Below are 17,212 nucleotides of genomic sequence, written 5' to 3'. Positions count from 1 at the left end.
TTTAGATCTGACGTATACATCGCCGCTTCGCCGGGCGTCCAACAAGGAGCTTCTTCGTCGGCCTAGGGGCCCGCGATCACGTGAAGCTTGAAAACACTGCCGTTGTCAGTACCCAAGACGGCCGCCGGGGGGCGTGTCGGAGCTTTAGCGTGCCTGAAGATCGCAACCTCGGCCCCCATGAAGGACACGCTTCCGGAGCTGGAACGGGAAAAGACAAACCCGGCGCGGCAAGCGAGGCGCTGTATCAGTTCCTGGACCGGCTCGGGCAGGAGGCGGCTCGGTCGTCAGATGCCGAGGAGGTCATGTCCATCACAACGCGGCTGACCGCGGAACATCTGGCGCTGTCGAACTGTGCCTATGCGGACATGGATGACGACGAAGACGGCTTCACCATCCGGGGCAACTGGCATGCACCCGGGTCGCCTTCGATCGTGGGCCATTACAGCCTGGCGGACTTCGGATCGCTCGCGGTCCGGGAGCTCAAGGCCGGCCGGCCCCTGATCATCAACGACAACATCCAGGAGATCGAGCCGCAGGAAGCAAAGACGTTCCAGGATATCGGCATCGCTGCGACGATCTGCATGCCCCTCGTCCAAGACGGCCGGCTGCGCGCCCTGATGGCGATCCACGACCGGGTTCCGCACTATTGGAGCGAGTATGAGCTGAAGGTCATTCGCGAGGTAACCGATCGCTCCTGGGCGCATGTCCAGCGCGTGCGCGCGCAATCCGAGCTTCTGACGAGCACGGAGCGCTTCCGTGCGGCAGTTCGCGCGACCCGCGGCGTGCTTTGGACCAATGATGCCCATGGGCGAATGGCCGGCGAACAACCGGCATGGGCGGCGCTCACCGGCCAAAGCTACGACGAATATCAGGGCTATGGATGGGCGAGGGCAGTCCACGCGGAGGACGCACAACCCACGCTCGACGCATGGAATCGCGCGGTGGAAGCACGCAAGACGTTCATTTTCGAACATCGAGTCCGTCGGTTCGACGGCGATTGGCGGCTCTGTTCGATTCGCGCGGTCCCGGTGATCGGCTCAGGCGGCGAGGTCGTCGAATGGGTCGGCGTCCATACCGACATCACGGAGGAGCGCGCCGCCGACGAGGCGCTACGAGAGAGCGAAGCCCGGTTTCGCCTCGTACTCGATGCGTCGCCGGGTGGTCTCTACGCCGTCGATCTTGAAGGAAACACGACGCTCGTCAGCCGTGGTTTCCTCAAGATGATGGGCTTCGCCGATGAATCGGAGGTCCTCGGCAGAAAGCTGCACGACGTCATCCACCACACCCGCCCCGACCGCTCATCCTATCCGGTCCAGGAATGCCCCATCTACCTCTGCTCCTCGACCGGGGCGGCCGCTCATGTCGAGGACGAGGTCTTCTTTCGCACCGACGGCCAGGCGCTGCCGGTCGAATATTGGGCTTCGCCGATCATCCTGAACGGTGAGCGGATCGGCGCCAGTTGCACCATCGTCGAACTGACCGAGCGCAAGACCGCCGAAGCGGCGCTGCTCGAAGAATCCCGGACGCTCGAAACGCTCAACCGGACCGGTGCGGCGCTCGCCGCGGAGCTCGATCATGAGCGGCTGGTCCAAATGGTGACGGACGCCGGGGTTGAGCTGACCGGGGCGCAGTTCGGCGCGTTTTTTTACAATGTCCTGACCGAGGAGGGCGGCAGCTACATGCTCTATGCGCTGTCCGGAGCGAAGCCGTCGCAATTCGATTTCGGCATGCCGCGGGCAACGGCCATCTTCCACCCTACCTTCGCCGGCGAAGGCGTAATCCGGTCGGATGACATCACCCAGGACGTGCGATACGGGAAAAGCGAGCCGCATTTCGGGATGCCCAAGGGCCATCTACCGGTGGTGTCCTATCTCGCCGTCCCGGTGATCAGCCGAAACGGCGAAGTCCTCGGCGGGCTATTCTTCGGCCATCCCAAGCCCGGGAGATTCTCCGAGCGGCACGAGCGCCTGATGCTGGGGATCGCTGCCCAGGCAGCGGTCGGGATCGACAATGCCCGGCTCTACCAGGCGGCGCAAAAGGAACTCGCCGAGCGCATGCGCGCCGAGGCTGCGCTCCGCGAATTCAACGAGACGCTCGAGGCCCGGGTTCAAGAGGAGATCGATCGTCGGTCCGAAGCCGAGGAGGCGCTCCGGCAATCCCAGAAGATGGAGACGGTCGGACAACTGACCGGCGGGATCGCGCACGACTTCAACAATCTGCTGCAGATCGTCAGCGGCAATCTGGGCCTCCTACGCCAGAAGATCCCCGATGGGTCGGCACAGTTGCGGCGATATGCGGATCGGGCCATCGTGGGGGCCGAGCGGGCAACGACGCTGACACAGCGCTTGCTTGCGTTTTCGCGCCGGCAGCCGCTGGCCCCCAAGCCGATCGACGTCAACAAGCTCGTCGCCGGCATGTCCGAGCTGCTTCACCGCACGCTCGGCGAGACCATCGAGCTGGAGGCAGTTCTGGGTTCGCGCCTGTGGCCGGTGGAAGCCGATCCCAACCAGCTGGAGAATGCGATCCTCAACCTCGCCATCAACGCGCGCGATGCGATGGCCGACGGCGGGAAGCTCACGATCGAGACCCAGAACACGTATCTAGACGACAGCTATGCTGCGCAACATCCGGAAGTCGCGCGCGGTCAATATGTGGTGATGTGCGTCTCCGACACGGGAGCCGGGATGGACGCCGACACCATCGGCCGCGCGATCGAGCCCTTCTTCACCACCAAGGAGGTGGGAAAGGGCACCGGGCTCGGCCTGTCGATGGTCTACGGCTACCTCAAGCAGAGCGGCGGCCACCTGAAAATCTATTCGGAGCCGGGCGAAGGCACGACTGTGAAGATCTATTTGCCGAGGCTTGTCGGCGAAATCGTCGACGAAGCCTCGCATTCACCGCCCCCGGTCGCCGAAGCGACGGGACAGGAGACGATCCTGGTGTGCGAGGACGATGAGGACGTCCGCGCTTTTTCGGTCGAGGTGCTCACCGACCTTGGATATCGGGTCCTGGAGGCAGGGGACGGTCCTTCGGCGTTACGCTTGCTTCGCGAGCATGCGGACACGGTGGACCTCCTCTTCACCGATGTTGTCCTCCCCGGCGGTATGACCGGCGCGGTGCTGGCCAAAGAGGCGCTGGCGATCCGGCCCGGGCTGAAGACTCTGTTCACGACCGGCTATGCGCGCAATGCGATCGTGCACCACGGCCGGTTGGACCAGGGGGTCGAGCTGCTGACCAAGCCTTTCAGCTTCGGTGATCTCGCCGTTCGTGTGCGCGACATTCTGGATCTCGTGAGGAAAGAGCCGCCGCCGGGATAACGGCCAGTCGGGCCGCATGGGAGGTCGCTGCATTCGCTACGTCGCTGAGCCTCAGCTCGAGCCAGAGCCAGAAATGGTCAGCGGCGGAGCTTGGCCGCGTTCAACTCTATCCTGATCTCGAGGCCGGTCGGTTTCCAGTCATAGAAGATCGAACCGCCAAACTGCCGCTCTACCGTCATGGCGATAAGTGATGTTCCGAACCCGCTCTGGGAAGGCTCGCTGGATATCCACGGGCCATCGCGCTCCAGCCATTGGAGCGTCATTTGAGTTCCATCGAGCTCCCAGGAGATATCGACCCGTCCGCCGGGTACGCTGAGTGCCCCGTACTTGGCCGCGTTCGTCGCGAGTTCGTGAACGACCAGTGCCACTGCGTTGGTCGCGTGATCGCCGCAGGGAATGGCTGGACCGCGCGTCGCTATCCGGTTGGGTGCGTCGACTGCGCGTTCATGCACCTTTACGACTGCCGATATCAGCTCGGCCAGATCGAAGCTTCGGTCGGAGCCGATGGCGACCACCTGCCGCTGAACCAGCGAATGCGCGTCAGCCAAAGCATGCAGCCGCCCGGACAGGGCGGTCGCGAAATCCCCCACGGTTTCGGCAGTGCGCGCGCTCCCGTGAATCATGCCGTCGGTCATCGCGAACAGATTCTTCAGCCGGTGGCTCATCTCCCTGGCGAGCAATTCCTGTTCGGTAAGCGCGGTGCGGAGGCGCTCCTCCTCGCGGATCATCTTCAGCGCGAGTCCCGCGAAGCTCGCGAGTTCGGCCGCCGTGTCGGCATGCCCGCGGTGAAAATGCCCTTCCCGTTCCGAGACGACCCACAGCGTCCCAAGCGGCTCATCGCTGCCGATGTAGAGCGGGACGAGCAACACTTCCGGAATGACCAGATTTTCCGCCGTGATCCAGTCGTAGACCAGTTCGGGGTGCCTCGACAGCGTGGGGCGGTTGCGGTCAAGCGTGACGCCGCATGGACTATCGTTGCGCGGCGTCGTGGCATTTTCGAATGCGGCCAGCAGACCATGGAGATGGCGCCAGCGAAACACTCCGGGTTCCGGCTCTGGCTCATATAAGCTGAGCCCCGCCGAGACTGCTTCGGTCAGTGTCATCGCCAACTCGACGAACCTCGGCAGGACATCCGCGGGTGCCTTCGCCATCGCTGCGGCCAGCACGTGGAGGGCCTGCTTTTCGTCCGAAAGGTTGCCGCTAGCCACGGCGCGGGTTTCCAGCGCCTCGTTGATGTAGACGATGGACGCAGCCTTACTGGCTTCCAAGATCACGTTTTGCCCCACGCGACAAAGGTACCGCTATTTTACGAGCGAGGCGAGTCCGCACTGGCCTCCCTTGGCCAGCCGCCGGGATGCCAAAGAAAAGCCAAGGCACGGCAAGGGAGCACGAACCGAACCTCGCCGGAAACGCTGGCCGGGATGGTGAAGCAGTCGGGCGATCCCGATTCGAATGCCCGGTCCAGGACATGGCGTCGTCGGTGGTCAACTTGATGGTGTCGAGGACGTCCGACAGGCGACCCCGACGCTGTCGAGATGCAAAAAGCTCGATGGATGGGATCGCACCTGCCGATCCTCTTCTCGTCGAACCGACCCGCCTTGTCCAAGTCAAACGACTGACGGAAGGCGAACGCGCGCCTTGGGGGCGACGCGAGTGCACCGCGGCAACGAAATGACGTCGCGCTCGTTGTGTTCGTATCGTCGGCATTTTGCCTGGCCTCGGCGACTGAGCGCGCGCACGTTCCCCCGTACGCAGGAGCGGCGTCATGGCACGATACTATTTCAACTTGCATGACGGAATGGAGTTTCCCGATAATCAGGGAAGAGAGTTCGCCAACCTCCAGGAAGCGCGAAACGCGGCCCTTGAATATGCCTGCGAAATGATGCGCGCTTCGGGAGAAGCTTGGGAGGGTGAAGAAGCCTTGTTGCAAGTGACCGACGAGCGAGGAACCCCGCTCTTCACCCTCGCCTTCTCCGGCACCGACATATTTACTCTAGCCGATTAGGCACCCGCGATGATTGAGCCAGCATAGCCTGGATCGTCGCTTGGCCGTGCTGTATTTGATTAGATGTGTTAACCGGACAGTGCTACGCTTGATCTATCACCTGATCCGACTCCAAGCGTTCCGGTGACTGAGAGATGCCATTTCCTCCCGCTTGTCACCGGAGGAATCACGTGAGCACCAAGCCCCGTCCGCTATCGTCAATTGATACCCACGAAGTGCCGACTCAAGAGTGTGAGGCGCGGGTGGAGGAATTGCAGGGACTGGTCGCGCATCTGTCAACTGTGGGCACCGAGGGCGCGGCTGTGTCCATGGCGATCCACGAAGTGGCGCAGCCCGTGACCGCCGCGACCAATTTTCTCGCGGCTGCAGAGGAACTCCTGTCCAGTGCCGACCCGGCTGCGAACGACCGTGGCCTCGAAGCAGTTCACTTCGCTCAGGAATGCCTGACGCGTACAAGCGAAGTGATGGCGACGGTCAAGGACGCTGCAGAAATGAAGGCCCTCGATGCTAGCCCGCAGGCAATCCGGAGCATCGTGAATGAGGCAATCCGGATGTTTGAATTCGAGGCGGCCTTCGTGCCTCTGATCAACATACCTTCTGCGGCCTCCCAAATCATGGGAGACCGCGTGCAGCTCAGGCAGGTCATAGCAAACCTGATACGGAACGCGATGGAGGCGAGCGAAGGTCAGGTAGTTCGCGTGCTGAGGATCGGTTCGCGGATCGCCAATGATGGATTGGTCGAAATCCGGATTGAAGACAACGGGCCGGGAATTTCTGACAAAATGCGAGGTCTTCTCTTTTCGCCATTTTCCAGCACCAAGACAGACGGAGCGGGGGTCGGGCTATCAATCTGCCGCACAATCATCGAGCAGCACGGGGGCCGCATCTGGGCAGCCGCTTTGCCGGAAGGGACGGCGTTCTGCTTTACCGTCCCGGTCTGTGACGCCTCGGTGAAGCTACCGCGCAGGGCCGGGCCCAGGGATCCGCAGCTCAAAAACTCAAGTAGGCGCCTTCGAGATGTCGTGGGTCTGGTCATCGACCCCGCACAAGCCGCATAGCGCACCCCTCACGTCGCCCGGGAGTCCTCGGCGATGATGCTGACTGCGGCGCTGAACGGCAGCGTGTACACGATCTGTCCGGCCGCATTTTCCGCGTCGATACGATAGCGAAAATCGATAATCCCGTTGCGAAGATCTGCGCACATCACGTCGCGAGCAGCCTCGACAACGGCCCTCTTCAAAACGTCCACGTTCTCGAAGTCCAAGCCCTCTGGATCCAGAACTTCGTCCACGTGGTCGCGGAGGTGCAAGAAATATTGAGTCATAAGTGCTCCAAGAATGGGGGGAGCACATGTGTCTCTCAGCCGCCGTCGGCCAGATTAACGACGATGGGGACTGCATATCACTCTAGTAATATTTATCCAAGTTAATTGACATTGTCAGACATTTATTAAGACGTGATAGCCGCCACGTGTTAAGGCAACTCCATCGTCAAAAGACTATCTGGGTTTTGACGGCTGAGAGATTCTTACGCTCCCGCCCTTCTAAAGCGGGAATTTGCAATGCGCTCGAACGAAGAACCCTTGGCGCTGCTGGTGCGTAATCTCCAATTGCGCTCAGAGCTAAGCGACGAGGATCGCGCGGCGATACTGACGCTTCCGACCTCTGTCAGGACGCTTGAAGCGGGAACATATCTCATCCGGGAAGCCGAGCCGGTTGAACATTGCGTTGTCCTGATCTCCGGCTTTGCATACCGGCATAAGCTGACGGGCGACGGCACTCGCCAGATCGTATCCCTCCACATCCCCGGCGACGCGCTCGATTTTCAGCACCTGTTTCTCGACGTGTCGGATCACAACGTCCAGATGCTGACGCGCGGCGACGTAGCCTATATTCCTCGGGGCCGTGTCCAACAGCTTACGCGTTCGAACCCGTCCATTGGTCACGCCGTATTGGTCAAGATCCTGGTAGAGGCCTCGGTGTTCCGCGAATGGGTCTTAAATGTGGGGCGTCGCGACGCCAGAACGCGGGTTGCCCATTTGCTCTGCGAGCTTGGGGTGCGCCTTGACGCGCGAGGGCTGGCAGCAGAATATGGTTATGAGCTGCCGATGACGCAGGAACAGCTAGGCGACGCGGTGGGCCTAACGTCGGTGCACGTGAACCGGACACTCAAGGCTTTAGAAAGGGAGGGGCTGATCTCCCGAACGAAGCGCAGTGTACGCTTTCCCGATTGGGCGGAACTGCGAAGCGCCGGCGACTTCAATCAGCGGTATTTGCACCTTGACCCGCAGCGATCGGGTCAAAAGGTCTGAGGTCGTACATGAGGCGATGATTGAACCTTCGGAGGGCGTGCAGGAGCCACAGCTCCGCGCCGAGCGATAACATACTCGACCCAATGCGGTGGCTTCGACTGTAGAAGCGTGAGGCGGCGTATCCTTGCTTGCCCCCCGCACCCCGCCTCGCCGGGAAGGGAGCAGTGCGACGCAATGTCTTCGATGAAGAGGATCAGCTCCTAGAGCCCGGCAGGTTTGGATCCTATGCCCGCCTCGGCGTCGCCGAGGGCATAGCGCGCGGCGGCTTCCAGCACCGCTTCCGGATTGGACTGACGCTGGGGATCATGGGCCGCAGTTCATCTAGCGAGCGGCGGTGACCCGCGCGTGCAGCGCGGCCGAGGCGCAATCCTGCTCGTAACCGCCTTCGCGCGCATAGGGCCTGAAGCGCGAGCCCGCGCGTCGGGCCACAGGCGCAGATGCGCGGCAGCGCCGCTAGCACTTCTAACGCCGCCGCGAGCTGTTCGCCAACCACGAGGGCATTCAGCCGGTCGATCTGGCTGAATGCTTTGGTCGCCGGCGGATTGCGCCGGCTGGATTGCGATCATGTCCTTGCCTCTCAGAACACCAGCTCGGCCTGGACCGCGAGGGGCGCGCGCGGGGCGATCTCGTCGACCCTGAAGCTTCGTGCCGGGAGCGGGCGAAGCAGTTCGGTCTCGGCGACCTTCAGATCCAGCCAATCCATGTTCTGCCGACGCAGGAGCACCGAGCCCTGCCGCTCCTGGTAGAAGAACACGTCGGGATTGGCCGAGATAGTCACCACGGCGAAGCTGAGCGGCCAGTCGGGAGACGCCGGCCGCCAGACGCCAGCCAAGTAGAAGAAATTGCCGTCCTCGAGCGTCACGCGGAAGCGCCGGTCGCCATTCCTGATATGGAATTCGCTTGCCGGGATCAGGCAGCGATGGGTCGGGAAAGTCTTTCCTTCCGATCGGATGAACTTGAATGGCTTGCTGCCAGGGGCTTCCCATGGCTGAAGCCCCCAGCCGGCTTCGACCATTTCGATCTCTTGAACGTTGTCCGGGTTCCGCCTGATGATAGGGCGGCGGCTGCCAAGCGGGGCTTCCGACTCGAAGGGACTCGTCTTCATGGTGAGAACATAATGCGAACGAACGTGCGGTGCAAATCGGAGAATGTCGATGTGCAATGACTACCGGCTCGAGGTCGATATCGCCTCGATCATGGAGGACTTCGACGACCTCAAGATCAAGGTCGACCTGCCCGAAGGCACGCCAAACGTCGCGGCACGCGAGGACATCAAGATCACCGACATCGCCCCGATCCTGCGCACCGCGGCGGGCGGCGGCGAACTGGTCAACCGGCGCTGGAGCTGGCCCAGCCAGGGCTTGAAGGGCAAGCCGGTCTATAATTTTCGCGCGGAGGGACGGGCCTTCGATTCCAATCGCTGCCTGATCCTTGCCGACGGCTTCTATGAATTCACCGATCCCGAGGATCCGAAGCAGAAGCGCCTCGACAAGTGGCTCTTCACCATGGCCGGCCATCGCTGGTTCTGCATTGCCGGCATCTGGCGCGAGAGCCCGGTTGGCGAGGCCTTCACCATGCTGACCATCGAGCCGGGCGAGGATGTCGCTCCCTACCACTCGCGCCAGATCGTCCCGCTTCCGCGCGACCGTTGGGCGGCCTGGCTCGATCCGCAGGTCCCCGCCGGCGACGTGCTTGGCGCACTGCCCAAGGGCAGCCTGGAAGTGACGCGGGTGTTTCCGCTCGCGCCCGCCCAGCCGGCGCTGCTGTGACGGCGGCGGATCCAGACTCACTGGACCGCTTCGTCGAAGCGCAGGCGCCGGTCTATGCAACGGCACTCGCCGAAATCAGGCGCGGCGCCAAGCGTTCGCACTGGATGTGGTTCATCTTCCCGCAGCTGGCGGGGCTGGGCCGTAGCGAGACTGCCAGGTTCTTCGGTATCCGCTCGCTTGATGAGGCGCGGGCCTATCTTGCGCACCCGCTTCTGGGGAAACGCTATTTCGAATGCGTAGCGACGTTGCAGGATCTCGTCGCGAGCGATCCCGTCGCCGTGTTCGGCGAAGTCGATGCCGTCAAGCTGCGATCGTCGCTGACCCTGTTCGAAGCGGCCGAGCCGGGCGCGCTCTTGGCGGCGGCGCTCGATCGCTGGTTCGCGCGGCAGCGTGATATGGGCACCCTTAGAATGCTGGAGTGCTGACCCGGCTTTAGATCACGACTACTTTTTGGGCCGCTAGCTGCCAGGCCGATATAGGGTGCAGGCGGCTCGAAAGCGGACCGGCGGCTAACGACGCAATTGCGGACGTTCGCTAAAAAGTGCCGGGCTGAAACAATCTGGAAACTTAAGTTAGTGTGAGGAACGATGGCTGGCGTTAGCGAGTTGAATTGTGGAAGCGGGAAATTCGTTGCCATCACATTCGTCTCCACCACCCAGCGTGGCGCTGCCACCACGCAAGGCGACCATCCTAGTTGTGGAAGACGAGTTCCTCGTGCGCCTGCTCGTCAGTGAGGAACTGCGCACCGCCGAATTCCATGTAATAGAGGCTCTGGACGCCGAGGAAGCCATTGCCGTCCTGAACTCAGGTGTTCGAGTAGATTTGATCTTGAGTGACGTGCGCATGCCGGGTGCAATGGACGGCTTAGGTCTTCTTGCGTTTGTTCGGCGGAGCCATCCCACAATCCCGGTGATAATCACGTCGGGCCACCTACAGCGTGACACAGCGTTCGATGACAACACGCAGTTCCTGCCCAAGCCCTACACCTTCCCGCAGGTAATCAAGCTAATCGGGGCCACACTGGGAGGCGACAAATGAGCCCAACGGCTCCCGCCCCCGGCATCGTCCCTTCCATTCTGATCGTCGATGGCGACATCATCTCCAGACATGCCATCGCGGATTACCTTCGCCACTGCGGTTACGCTGTGGTGGAGGCGGCAAATACGGACGAGGCAATATTGGCCATCAAGGAGCCTTCGTTATCCGTCGATGTAATCTTGTGCGACGTGGGCGCAATCGGAACTGAAAGCGCGTTCGGACTGGCTACCTGGGTGCGCCAGAACAGGGCTGAGCTTGAGGTGAAAATGGCGGGCAGTTTGGAAGGCGTCGTCCAGACGGCGGCGGAACTCTGTGAAAGCGGGCCTCAGCTCGCGCGACCTTACGAACCTGAGGCTGTGGTCGATTACGTCAAGCGGCTGAGAGGAACTCGCGACAGGGCCTGAGCGGCATGTCTGTTAACCATCCATAGCGGCCGTCAGGCAATCCGGCACGCGACAGACCTTCCGCTTAGAGGCGAGAACCGCGCGCCTGCGAATGTCTGAAACTGGGCGCGTTGCTGACATTCCTAGCAGTCCTCCTCCTCGATTCAACGCCTTGACGAAAAGGCAGATGGGTCGGAACATAAAGGGAACGTGCGAGTCGTGATTCCCTTATGCAAACCGTTGCCGCCCTTGCCGAGACCGATCGGGCACGCCTGCTCGCCGAGCTCAAGGCGCGCATCGCCCCGCCTGTGGCGCGCAACGCCCCGCTGCTGCCGTTCGGTATCGACGGTATCGACGCCCGCCTAGGCAATGGCGGGCTCGACGGTGGGGGCCTGCACGAGGTCGCGGCGGCTTCTCCCACGCTCGGTGACGATGCTGCCGCGACACTCTTCGTCGCTGGCGCCGCAGCGCGCTTCGCCGCTGAACCTTCCGCGTCCGTTGCCTGGACGCTGACGCGGTTCGATCTCTACGCGCCGGGGCTCGAGCAGGCGGGGCTGCCCCCGGACAAGCTCCTCTACTGCGAAGGCCGGGACGAGGTCATGGCGCTCGCCCTGGCTGAGGACTGCCTGCGCGACGGCGGCTTCGCCGCCGTCGTGGCGGAAGTGAAGAATGCCGACCAGACTGCCATGCGGCGTCTTCAGCTCGCCGCCGCGGATGGGCACACGCCGATGCTGCTGCTGCGGCGCTGGGCGCGCGCCGCGCGCGATCCGCTGGAAAAGGCGTCGCCCGCCTGCACGCGCTGGCGGGTCGGCTGCGCGCCTTCGGTTCCCTTGTCGCATCCCGGCGTCGGGCGAAGCTGCTGGTCGGTCGAGCTTGTCCGCCAGCGTGGCGGCAATCCCTTTTCTCTCATTGTCGAGGCTTGCGATGGCAAGGGTCGCCTCGCTCTACCTGCCCCAGCTCGCGATAGAGCGACTGCGGCGGGCCGAGCGTCCCGCCGCGCCGCCTGAGCGGCCCTGGTCCATTGCGCCGGTCCTGCCGCCGGGTATTGACGCGGCTGCGCCGCCTGGCGCTTGCTCGGTCCCGCGCGGCGGCGGCTGGCGCCCCGGCGCGCGGTGGGCGCAGGGCGATGCGCTCGGCCGGAAAGCGGAAGCGGAGCATATCGCGCGGCTACCGGCGCATCGGCGCCCGCCGATGCGCGAGCTGGGCCGGCGCTCCGAGACAGCCGATCATCCGTTCCGGGCGATGCCGCCCGACGAGGGCGGGCGGGCGCGAGTGCCGGCGCCGCAATTGGCGCCAGCCCATCCTTCATGGGGACGGCCGACCATCCTTATCGAACGGGTCGGTCAGCGCGAGGTCGTGACCGCCGCCTGCCCGATCGCGCTGTCGCTGGACCTGGTTCCCGGTATGGCAGCCGCGCATGCACGGGCGCTGGTTGGCGATCTCGATGTCCATGATGCCGACCCCGAGGGCGACGCGGCCTGGCTCGACCGTTTGGCGCTCCATGCCGTCGCGCGCTGGACGCCCGTCGCCAGTCCATCGCGGACCGACGGCATCTGGCTCGACCTGACAGGCACCAGCCATTTGTTCGGCGGCGAGGCTCGGTTCTGCCGGCGCGTCCTTCATTTTCTGGCTAAGCTCGGCTTCACCGGACGCATTGCCGTCGCCGGCACGCCGGGCGCAGCCCATGCGCTGGCCCGCTATGGTGGCGAAGCTGTTGTGATCCTGCCGCCCGGCCAGGAAGCGGCGGCGCTTGCGGGGCTTCCGCTCGCGGCGCTTCGGTTCGAGCCTTCCGCATTGGCGGCGGCGGCTCGCTTCGGCCTTGAGCGCGTCGGCGACCTCTATCCGATGCCGCGCGGGCCCGTGGCCAAGCGGCTCGGGCTGGCCAGCGTCAACCGGCTCGACCAGGCGCTCGGTCGCGCCGCCGAGCCGATCGTCCCGGTGGTGCCGTTCGAAGCACCCGAGGTCTCGCGCCGGCTGCTCGAGCCGATCGCGACGCCCGAGGCGATCGCCCGGGTCATCGCCGATCTGGTCGATGATCTGGTGCTGGTGCTGCAGGGACGCGGGCTCGGCGTGCGCGCGGCGCGTATCGTCGCCGAACGCGTGGATGGCGCGGACCAGCATCTGGCCATTGGCGCATCGCGGGCTACGCGCGATCCCAGGCACCTGGTGCGGATGTTCACGCTCAGGATCGACCGGCTCGAGCCCGGCCTCGGCATCGAAGCGATGCATCTGATCGTGCCGCACAGCGAGCCGCTCGGCGCGCGTATTGCGGGCGCACTCATCCCCGATGGCAACGCCCCGCCGGATCTCGCGCCCGCGATCGATCAACTCGCCGGCCGCGCCGGGGAGGATGCGATGTTTCGCATGGGGCTGGAGCCGAGCGACGTGCCCGAGCGAGCGGTTCGGCGGCTGGGGCCGCTGGTCGATCCTGTGGGATGGCCTGCCTGGAAACGGCCGGTTCGGATCCTGCCCCGGCCCGAGCTGCTGACTCATGTCGTCGCTTTGCTTCCCGACCATCCGCCGCGGCGCTTCACCTGGCGCGGGCGCGTCTATCCTGTCGTCGCGGGCGACGGCCCCGAGCGCATCCATGGCGAATGGTGGCGGACCGACCGCGAGCTCTGGGCGGTGCGCGACTATTTCCGGGTCGAGGTCGAGGGCGGCCAGCGCTTCTGGCTGTTCCGGCGCGGCGACGGGGTCGTTCCGGAGACCGGCGATCTCAGCTGGCACCTGCACGGCTTCTTCGGGTGATGGCGACCCCAGCAGTCAGCTATGTCGAGCTGCAGGTCACCAGCCATTTTTCGTTTCTGCGCGGGTCGAGCGCGCCGGAGGAATTGTTCGCGGCGGCGGGCCTGCTCGGACATACCGCATTGGGCCTGGCCGACTGGAGCAGCGTCGCGGGGGTCGTGCGCGGCTGGGACGGGCAGAAGGCGACCGGCGTCCGGATGATCCCCGGCGCGCGCGTCGACCTGACCGATGGGCGGGCGCTGCTTCTCTATCCCACGGATCGCGCGGCCTGGTCGCAGCTCACCCGCTTGCTCACGACGGGCAAGGCGCGCGGCGGCAAGGGCCGCTGCATCCTCGGCTGGAGCGATGTGCTCCAATATGCGCAAGGGGTGGTCGCCATCCTCGTGCCCGACCTTGCCGACGCGGTCACGGCCGGGCACCTCGCCGAGCTTGCCGCCGCATTCGGCGCGCGCGCTTACCTCGCATTGTCCTTCCGGCGCCGGCCCGACGATGTCGAGCGGCTGTACGCGCTCGACGCTCTGGCGCGGGCCGCCGGCGTCCGCGCGGTCGCGACCGGCGACGTGCTTTACCATTCGCCCGAGGCGCGTCCGCTCCAGGACGTGGTGACGGCGATCCGCGAGAAGACCACCGTCGATGCGCTAGGGTTCAGGCGCGAGCGCTTCATGGACCGGCACCTCAAATCGCCCGACGAGATGGAGCGCCGCTTCGCCGCCTTCCCGGATGCGATCGCCGCGAGCGCCGAAATCGCGCGGACATGCCCTTTCGACCTTGGCGAGATCCGCTATCAATACCCTTACGAGCAGGTGATCGCCGGCAAGACCGCGCAGCAAGCACTGGCGATGCTGACCGAAGAAGCGGCGGCGGCGAAGTTTCCGGAGGGGGTGCCCAAGCCCTATGCCGACCAGATCGCGCATGAGCTGCGGCTGATCGGCGAGCTCGGCTATGCGCCCTATTTCCTGACCGTTCGCGCGATCGTCGAGGAAAGCCGGCGCCGCGGCATCCTGTGCCAGGGGCGCGGGTCGGCGGCCAACAGCTGCGTCTGTTATCTGCTCGGCATCACTTCGATCGATCCGATCCAGCACGAATTGCTGTTCGAGCGCTTCGTCTCCGGCGAGCGCAAGGAGCCGCCCGATATCGACGTCGATTTCGAGCATGAGCGCCGCGAAGAGATCATCCAGTGGATCTACGAGACCTATGGGCGCAGCCATGCCGCGCTGACCGCGGTGGTGACCCGCTACCGCACCCGCGGCGCAGTCGCCGAGGCCGGCAAGGCGCTGGGGCTGCCGCGCGATCTCACCAAGATGCTAACCGGCCTGGTCTGGGGCTGGTCGATGGACGGCATCTCGGATGAGCAGATCGCCAGCCTCAACCTCAATTCGAACGATCATCGCCTCAAGCTCACCCTGCGGCTGGCCCGCCAGCTGATCGGAACGCCGCGGCATCTGTCGCAGCATCCCGGCGGGTTCGTGCTGACCCAGGACCGCTTGGACGATCTCGTGCCGATCGAGCCGGCGCGCATGGAAGACCGCCAGATCATCGAATGGGACAAGGACGATATCGACGCACTGCGCTTCATGAAGGTCGATGTGCTGGGTCTCGGCATGCTCGGCTGCATGAACCGCGCCTTCAACCTGCTCGAGTCCGAGAAGGGGATCCGGATCGGCATGGCGGACCTCCAGGACGATGATCCCGAGGTCTACAAGATGATCCAGAAGGCCGACACGCTCGGGGTCTTCCAGATCGAGAGCCGCGCGCAGATGTCGATGCTGCCGCGGATGAAGCCGACCCGCTTCTACGACCTGGTCATCGAAGTCGCGATCGTCCGGCCAGGGCCGATCCAGGGCGATATGGTTCATCCCTATCTCCGCCGACGCGAGGGCAAGGAGAAGCCCGAATATCCCAGGCCCGAGCTGCGCGCCGTGCTCGAAAAGACCCTGGGCGTGCCGTTGTTCCAGGAGCAGGCGATGAAGGTCGCGATCGTCGGCGCGGGCTTCACGCCCGCCGAGGCAGATCAGTTGCGTCGCGCGATGGCGACGTTCAAGCTCACCGGCGGGGTCAGCCATTTCTACGACAAGCTGGTCGGCGGCATGATCGCAAGGGGATATCCCAAGGATTTCGCCGAGCGCACCTTCAAGCAGATCGAGGGGTTCGGGAGCTACGGTTTTCCCGAGAGCCACGCGGCCTCGTTCGCCAAGATCGCCTATGCGTCCTGCTGGGTGAAGCATCATCACCCGGACATATTCTGCGCGGCCTTGCTGAACGCCCAGCCGATGGGATTCTACGCGCCCGCCCAGATCGTACAGGACGCGCAGCGGCACGGCGTGGAGGTCCGGCCGGTCGCGATCAATGACAGTCATTGGGACTGCACGCTTGAGAAGACCGATGGTCGACACCTCGCGGTGCGGCTCGGGTTCCGGCAGGTGCGCGGGCTCGCCAACGTCCATGGCGCGGCGATCGCGGTGGCGCGAGGCCAGGCGCTCTATGAGAGCGTCGAGGAAGTGTGGCGCCGCGCCGGGGTTCCGCGCGTCGCGATCGAACGGCTCGCCGAGGCCGATGCGTTTCACTGCATCGCGGAGGACCGGCGGCAGGGGCTGTGGAAGGTCAAGGGCCTGGGGGAGGCGCCGCTGCCCTTGTTCGCGGCGGCCGATGCACGCGAGGGTGGGTTCAGTCCGGAGGGGCACGAGCCGCGCGTGACGCTCCAGCCGCTCACCGATGGGCGCGAGGTAGTCGAGGATTACCGCACCTTGGCGCTATCGCTGCGCGCGCACCCGCTACAGTTCCTGCGCGAGCAGCTTGCTGCCGAAGGGCTGGTGCGCTGTGGCGACTTGGCAGGCATCCGCGACGGGCGCCATGTCGAGGTGGCGGGGGTGATCCTGGTCCGCCAGCGTCCGGGCTCGGCGCGCGGCGTGCTGTTCATCACCATCGAGGACGAGACCGGCGTCGCCAACGGCATTCTGTGGCCCGACCGGTTCGAGAAGCAGCGCCGCGTGGTGATGTCGGCATCGATGGTGTCGCTGCGCGGGCGGCTACAGAAGGAGGGGCAGGTGATCCATGTCATCGTCGATCGCGTCGTGCCGCGCGACGACATGCTGCGCTCGGTCGGGCGCATGGATATGCCGGTCACGTTCGGCCGCGGTGATGGTGCGACCCATGCCGGCAGTCCCGACCGCGGCGAAGCCGGCTGGCGGCCGGGACCGCGCGATCTCTACTCGCCGCCTTTTCCGAACGGCGTCGATCCAGAGGATCTGATCAAGGTGCGCAGTCACGACTTTCACTAGGCAACCACAGGCCCACGAAGGCGACAGGCGCACGACGCCGGGGCGGATACCTCGATCGGCTTCGCCGGACATCCGCTCTCCGGCGACCGTGCGTCGATGTCAGCCCTTCAGATGCGCCTCGACCGCGTCGGCACCGTTGCCGACGGCGTCGACTGCTTGCTGAAGACGCTCGCGGCTGACTCCGAACTTGTCCGTCCAATATTGAACTTCGTAATCGTCTCCCATCGCGATCCGCGACGAGTCCTGAGGTCCGCGCAGCGTCTTGTCGTCGCTCATCATCTCTCTCCTTCAGCTGCGTGAATCGTTCAGAGTCGGCGAGGTTCCCTGAGGCAAACGGAAGGGGAAGGCCTTCCCCTGACGGCCAGC

15 protein-coding genes and 1 pseudogene are annotated in these 17,212 nt (G+C 64.4%); 12 read left to right on the top strand and 4 right to left on the bottom strand.

The genetic code is table 11. From position 1 onward, the window contains the following. Window positions 1–230: 230 nt before the first annotated feature. Window positions 231–3,317, top strand: a pseudogene (locus VF617_RS00495) (GAF domain-containing protein); the annotation flags it as partial. 77 nt (window positions 3,318–3,394) lie between these two features. Here the strand turns inward: VF617_RS00495 and VF617_RS00490 are convergent. Continuing rightward, the gene (locus tag VF617_RS00490; RefSeq protein WP_331012889.1) at window positions 3,395–4,591 is read right to left on the bottom strand and encodes an HWE histidine kinase domain-containing protein; all 1,197 of its coding nucleotides are present in this window, start codon (window positions 4,589–4,591) and stop codon (window positions 3,395–3,397) included. A 491-nt stretch (window positions 4,592–5,082) separates the two neighbouring features. On the opposite strand from VF617_RS00490, the gene VF617_RS00485 reads away from it, so the two are divergent. Both VF617_RS00485 and VF617_RS00480 read left to right on the top strand, forming a co-directional pair. Continuing rightward, entirely contained in the window at window positions 5,083–5,322 is a 240-nt protein-coding gene (locus tag VF617_RS00485) for a DUF6894 family protein (RefSeq protein ID WP_331012888.1), read from the top strand. 170 nt (window positions 5,323–5,492) lie between these two features. After that, window positions 5,493–6,380 carry a sensor histidine kinase gene (locus tag VF617_RS00480; protein WP_331012887.1) on the top strand — a complete coding sequence of 296 codons (888 nt, stop codon included), beginning with the start codon at window positions 5,493–5,495 and terminating at the stop codon, window positions 6,378–6,380. A gap of 8 nt (window positions 6,381–6,388) precedes the next feature. Here the strand turns inward: VF617_RS00480 and VF617_RS00475 are convergent, their stop codons facing one another. Next, a complete protein-coding gene (locus tag VF617_RS00475; protein WP_331012886.1) occupies window positions 6,389–6,646 on the bottom strand; it encodes a DUF6894 family protein in 258 nt (85 codons plus the stop codon). Window positions 6,647–6,883: 237 nt separating this feature from the next. Here VF617_RS00475 and VF617_RS00470 point away from each other — a divergent pair, with 237 nt between their 5' ends. Continuing rightward, the gene (locus VF617_RS00470; protein WP_331012885.1) at window positions 6,884–7,633 is read left to right on the top strand and encodes a Crp/Fnr family transcriptional regulator; all 750 of its coding nucleotides are present in this window, start codon (window positions 6,884–6,886) and stop codon (window positions 7,631–7,633) included. A gap of 164 nt (window positions 7,634–7,797) precedes the next feature. Further along, the gene (locus VF617_RS00465) at window positions 7,798–7,971 is read left to right on the top strand and encodes a hypothetical protein (RefSeq protein WP_331012884.1); all 174 of its coding nucleotides are present in this window, start codon (window positions 7,798–7,800) and stop codon (window positions 7,969–7,971) included. 239 nt (window positions 7,972–8,210) lie between these two features. Here the strand turns inward: VF617_RS00465 and VF617_RS00460 are convergent, their stop codons facing one another. Continuing rightward, complete coding sequence (locus VF617_RS00460; RefSeq protein WP_331012883.1) at window positions 8,211–8,648, bottom strand: SOS response-associated peptidase family protein; 438 nt, start codon at window positions 8,646–8,648, stop codon at window positions 8,211–8,213. A gap of 139 nt (window positions 8,649–8,787) precedes the next feature. On the opposite strand from VF617_RS00460, the gene VF617_RS00455 reads away from it, so the two are divergent. The 7 genes from VF617_RS00455 to VF617_RS00425 all read left to right on the top strand — a co-directional run bounded on the left by VF617_RS00455 (window position 8,788) and on the right by VF617_RS00425 (window position 16,846). Then, the gene (locus tag VF617_RS00455; RefSeq protein ID WP_331012882.1) at window positions 8,788–9,402 is read left to right on the top strand and encodes an SOS response-associated peptidase; all 615 of its coding nucleotides are present in this window, start codon (window positions 8,788–8,790) and stop codon (window positions 9,400–9,402) included. Continuing rightward, the gene (locus tag VF617_RS00450) at window positions 9,399–9,827 is read left to right on the top strand and encodes a DUF1810 domain-containing protein (RefSeq protein ID WP_331012881.1); all 429 of its coding nucleotides are present in this window, start codon (window positions 9,399–9,401) and stop codon (window positions 9,825–9,827) included. Before VF617_RS00455 ends, VF617_RS00450 begins: the two co-directional genes overlap by 4 nt. A 271-nt stretch (window positions 9,828–10,098) precedes the next feature. Then, on the top strand, window positions 10,099–10,440 hold the full coding sequence (locus VF617_RS00445) for a response regulator (RefSeq protein ID WP_331012880.1): 342 nt from the start codon (window positions 10,099–10,101) through the stop codon (window positions 10,438–10,440). Beyond that, entirely contained in the window at window positions 10,437–10,844 is a 408-nt protein-coding gene (locus VF617_RS00440; protein ID WP_331012879.1) for a response regulator, read from the top strand. Before VF617_RS00445 ends, VF617_RS00440 begins: the two co-directional genes overlap by 4 nt. Before the next feature lie 209 nt (window positions 10,845–11,053). Continuing rightward, the gene (locus VF617_RS00435) at window positions 11,054–11,830 is read left to right on the top strand and encodes a protein ImuA (protein ID WP_331012878.1); all 777 of its coding nucleotides are present in this window, start codon (window positions 11,054–11,056) and stop codon (window positions 11,828–11,830) included. Beyond that, entirely contained in the window at window positions 11,748–13,571 is a 1,824-nt protein-coding gene (locus tag VF617_RS00430; protein WP_331012877.1) for a DUF6504 family protein, read from the top strand. The genes VF617_RS00435 and VF617_RS00430 overlap by 83 nt, the downstream gene beginning before the upstream one ends. After that, window positions 13,571–16,846 carry an error-prone DNA polymerase gene (locus VF617_RS00425; protein WP_331012876.1) on the top strand — a complete coding sequence of 1,092 codons (3,276 nt, stop codon included), beginning with the start codon at window positions 13,571–13,573 and terminating at the stop codon, window positions 16,844–16,846. The genes VF617_RS00430 and VF617_RS00425 overlap by 1 nt, the downstream gene beginning before the upstream one ends. 99 nt (window positions 16,847–16,945) lie before the next feature. Here VF617_RS00425 and VF617_RS00420 read toward each other — a convergent pair whose 3' ends face one another. Further along, window positions 16,946–17,122, bottom strand: a complete 177-nt coding sequence (locus tag VF617_RS00420; RefSeq protein WP_331012875.1) for a DUF3606 domain-containing protein — start codon at window positions 17,120–17,122, stop codon at window positions 16,946–16,948. Window positions 17,123–17,212: the final 90 nt, after the last annotated feature.

The organism is Sphingomonas sp. (assembly GCF_036388215.1).
Taxonomy (GTDB): Bacteria; Pseudomonadota; Alphaproteobacteria; order Sphingomonadales; family Sphingomonadaceae; genus Sphingomonas.
The sequence above is the reverse complement of the archived record's forward strand: the minus strand, read 5'-3'. Positions and strand labels throughout refer to the sequence as shown.

Coding starts and splice junctions, on each gene's coding strand:
- VF617_RS00485 (WP_331012888.1), top strand. CDS start 5,083: ATGGCACGATACTATTTCAACTTGCATGACGGAATGGAGTTTCCCGAT.
- VF617_RS00455 (WP_331012882.1), top strand. CDS start 8,788: ATGTGCAATGACTACCGGCTCGAGGTCGATATCGCCTCGATCATGGAG.
- VF617_RS00475 (WP_331012886.1), bottom strand. CDS start 6,646: ATGACTCAATATTTCTTGCACCTCCGCGACCACGTGGACGAAGTTCTG.
- VF617_RS00435 (WP_331012878.1), top strand. CDS start 11,054: ATGCAAACCGTTGCCGCCCTTGCCGAGACCGATCGGGCACGCCTGCTC.
- VF617_RS00460 (WP_331012883.1), bottom strand. CDS start 8,648: ATGGTCGAAGCCGGCTGGGGGCTTCAGCCATGGGAAGCCCCTGGCAGC.
- VF617_RS00420 (WP_331012875.1), bottom strand. CDS start 17,122: ATGAGCGACGACAAGACGCTGCGCGGACCTCAGGACTCGTCGCGGATC.
- VF617_RS00470 (WP_331012885.1), top strand. CDS start 6,884: ATGCGCTCGAACGAAGAACCCTTGGCGCTGCTGGTGCGTAATCTCCAA.
- VF617_RS00425 (WP_331012876.1), top strand. CDS start 13,571: ATGGCGACCCCAGCAGTCAGCTATGTCGAGCTGCAGGTCACCAGCCAT.
- VF617_RS00430 (WP_331012877.1), top strand. CDS start 11,748: ATGGCAAGGGTCGCCTCGCTCTACCTGCCCCAGCTCGCGATAGAGCGA.
- VF617_RS00440 (WP_331012879.1), top strand. CDS start 10,437: ATGAGCCCAACGGCTCCCGCCCCCGGCATCGTCCCTTCCATTCTGATC.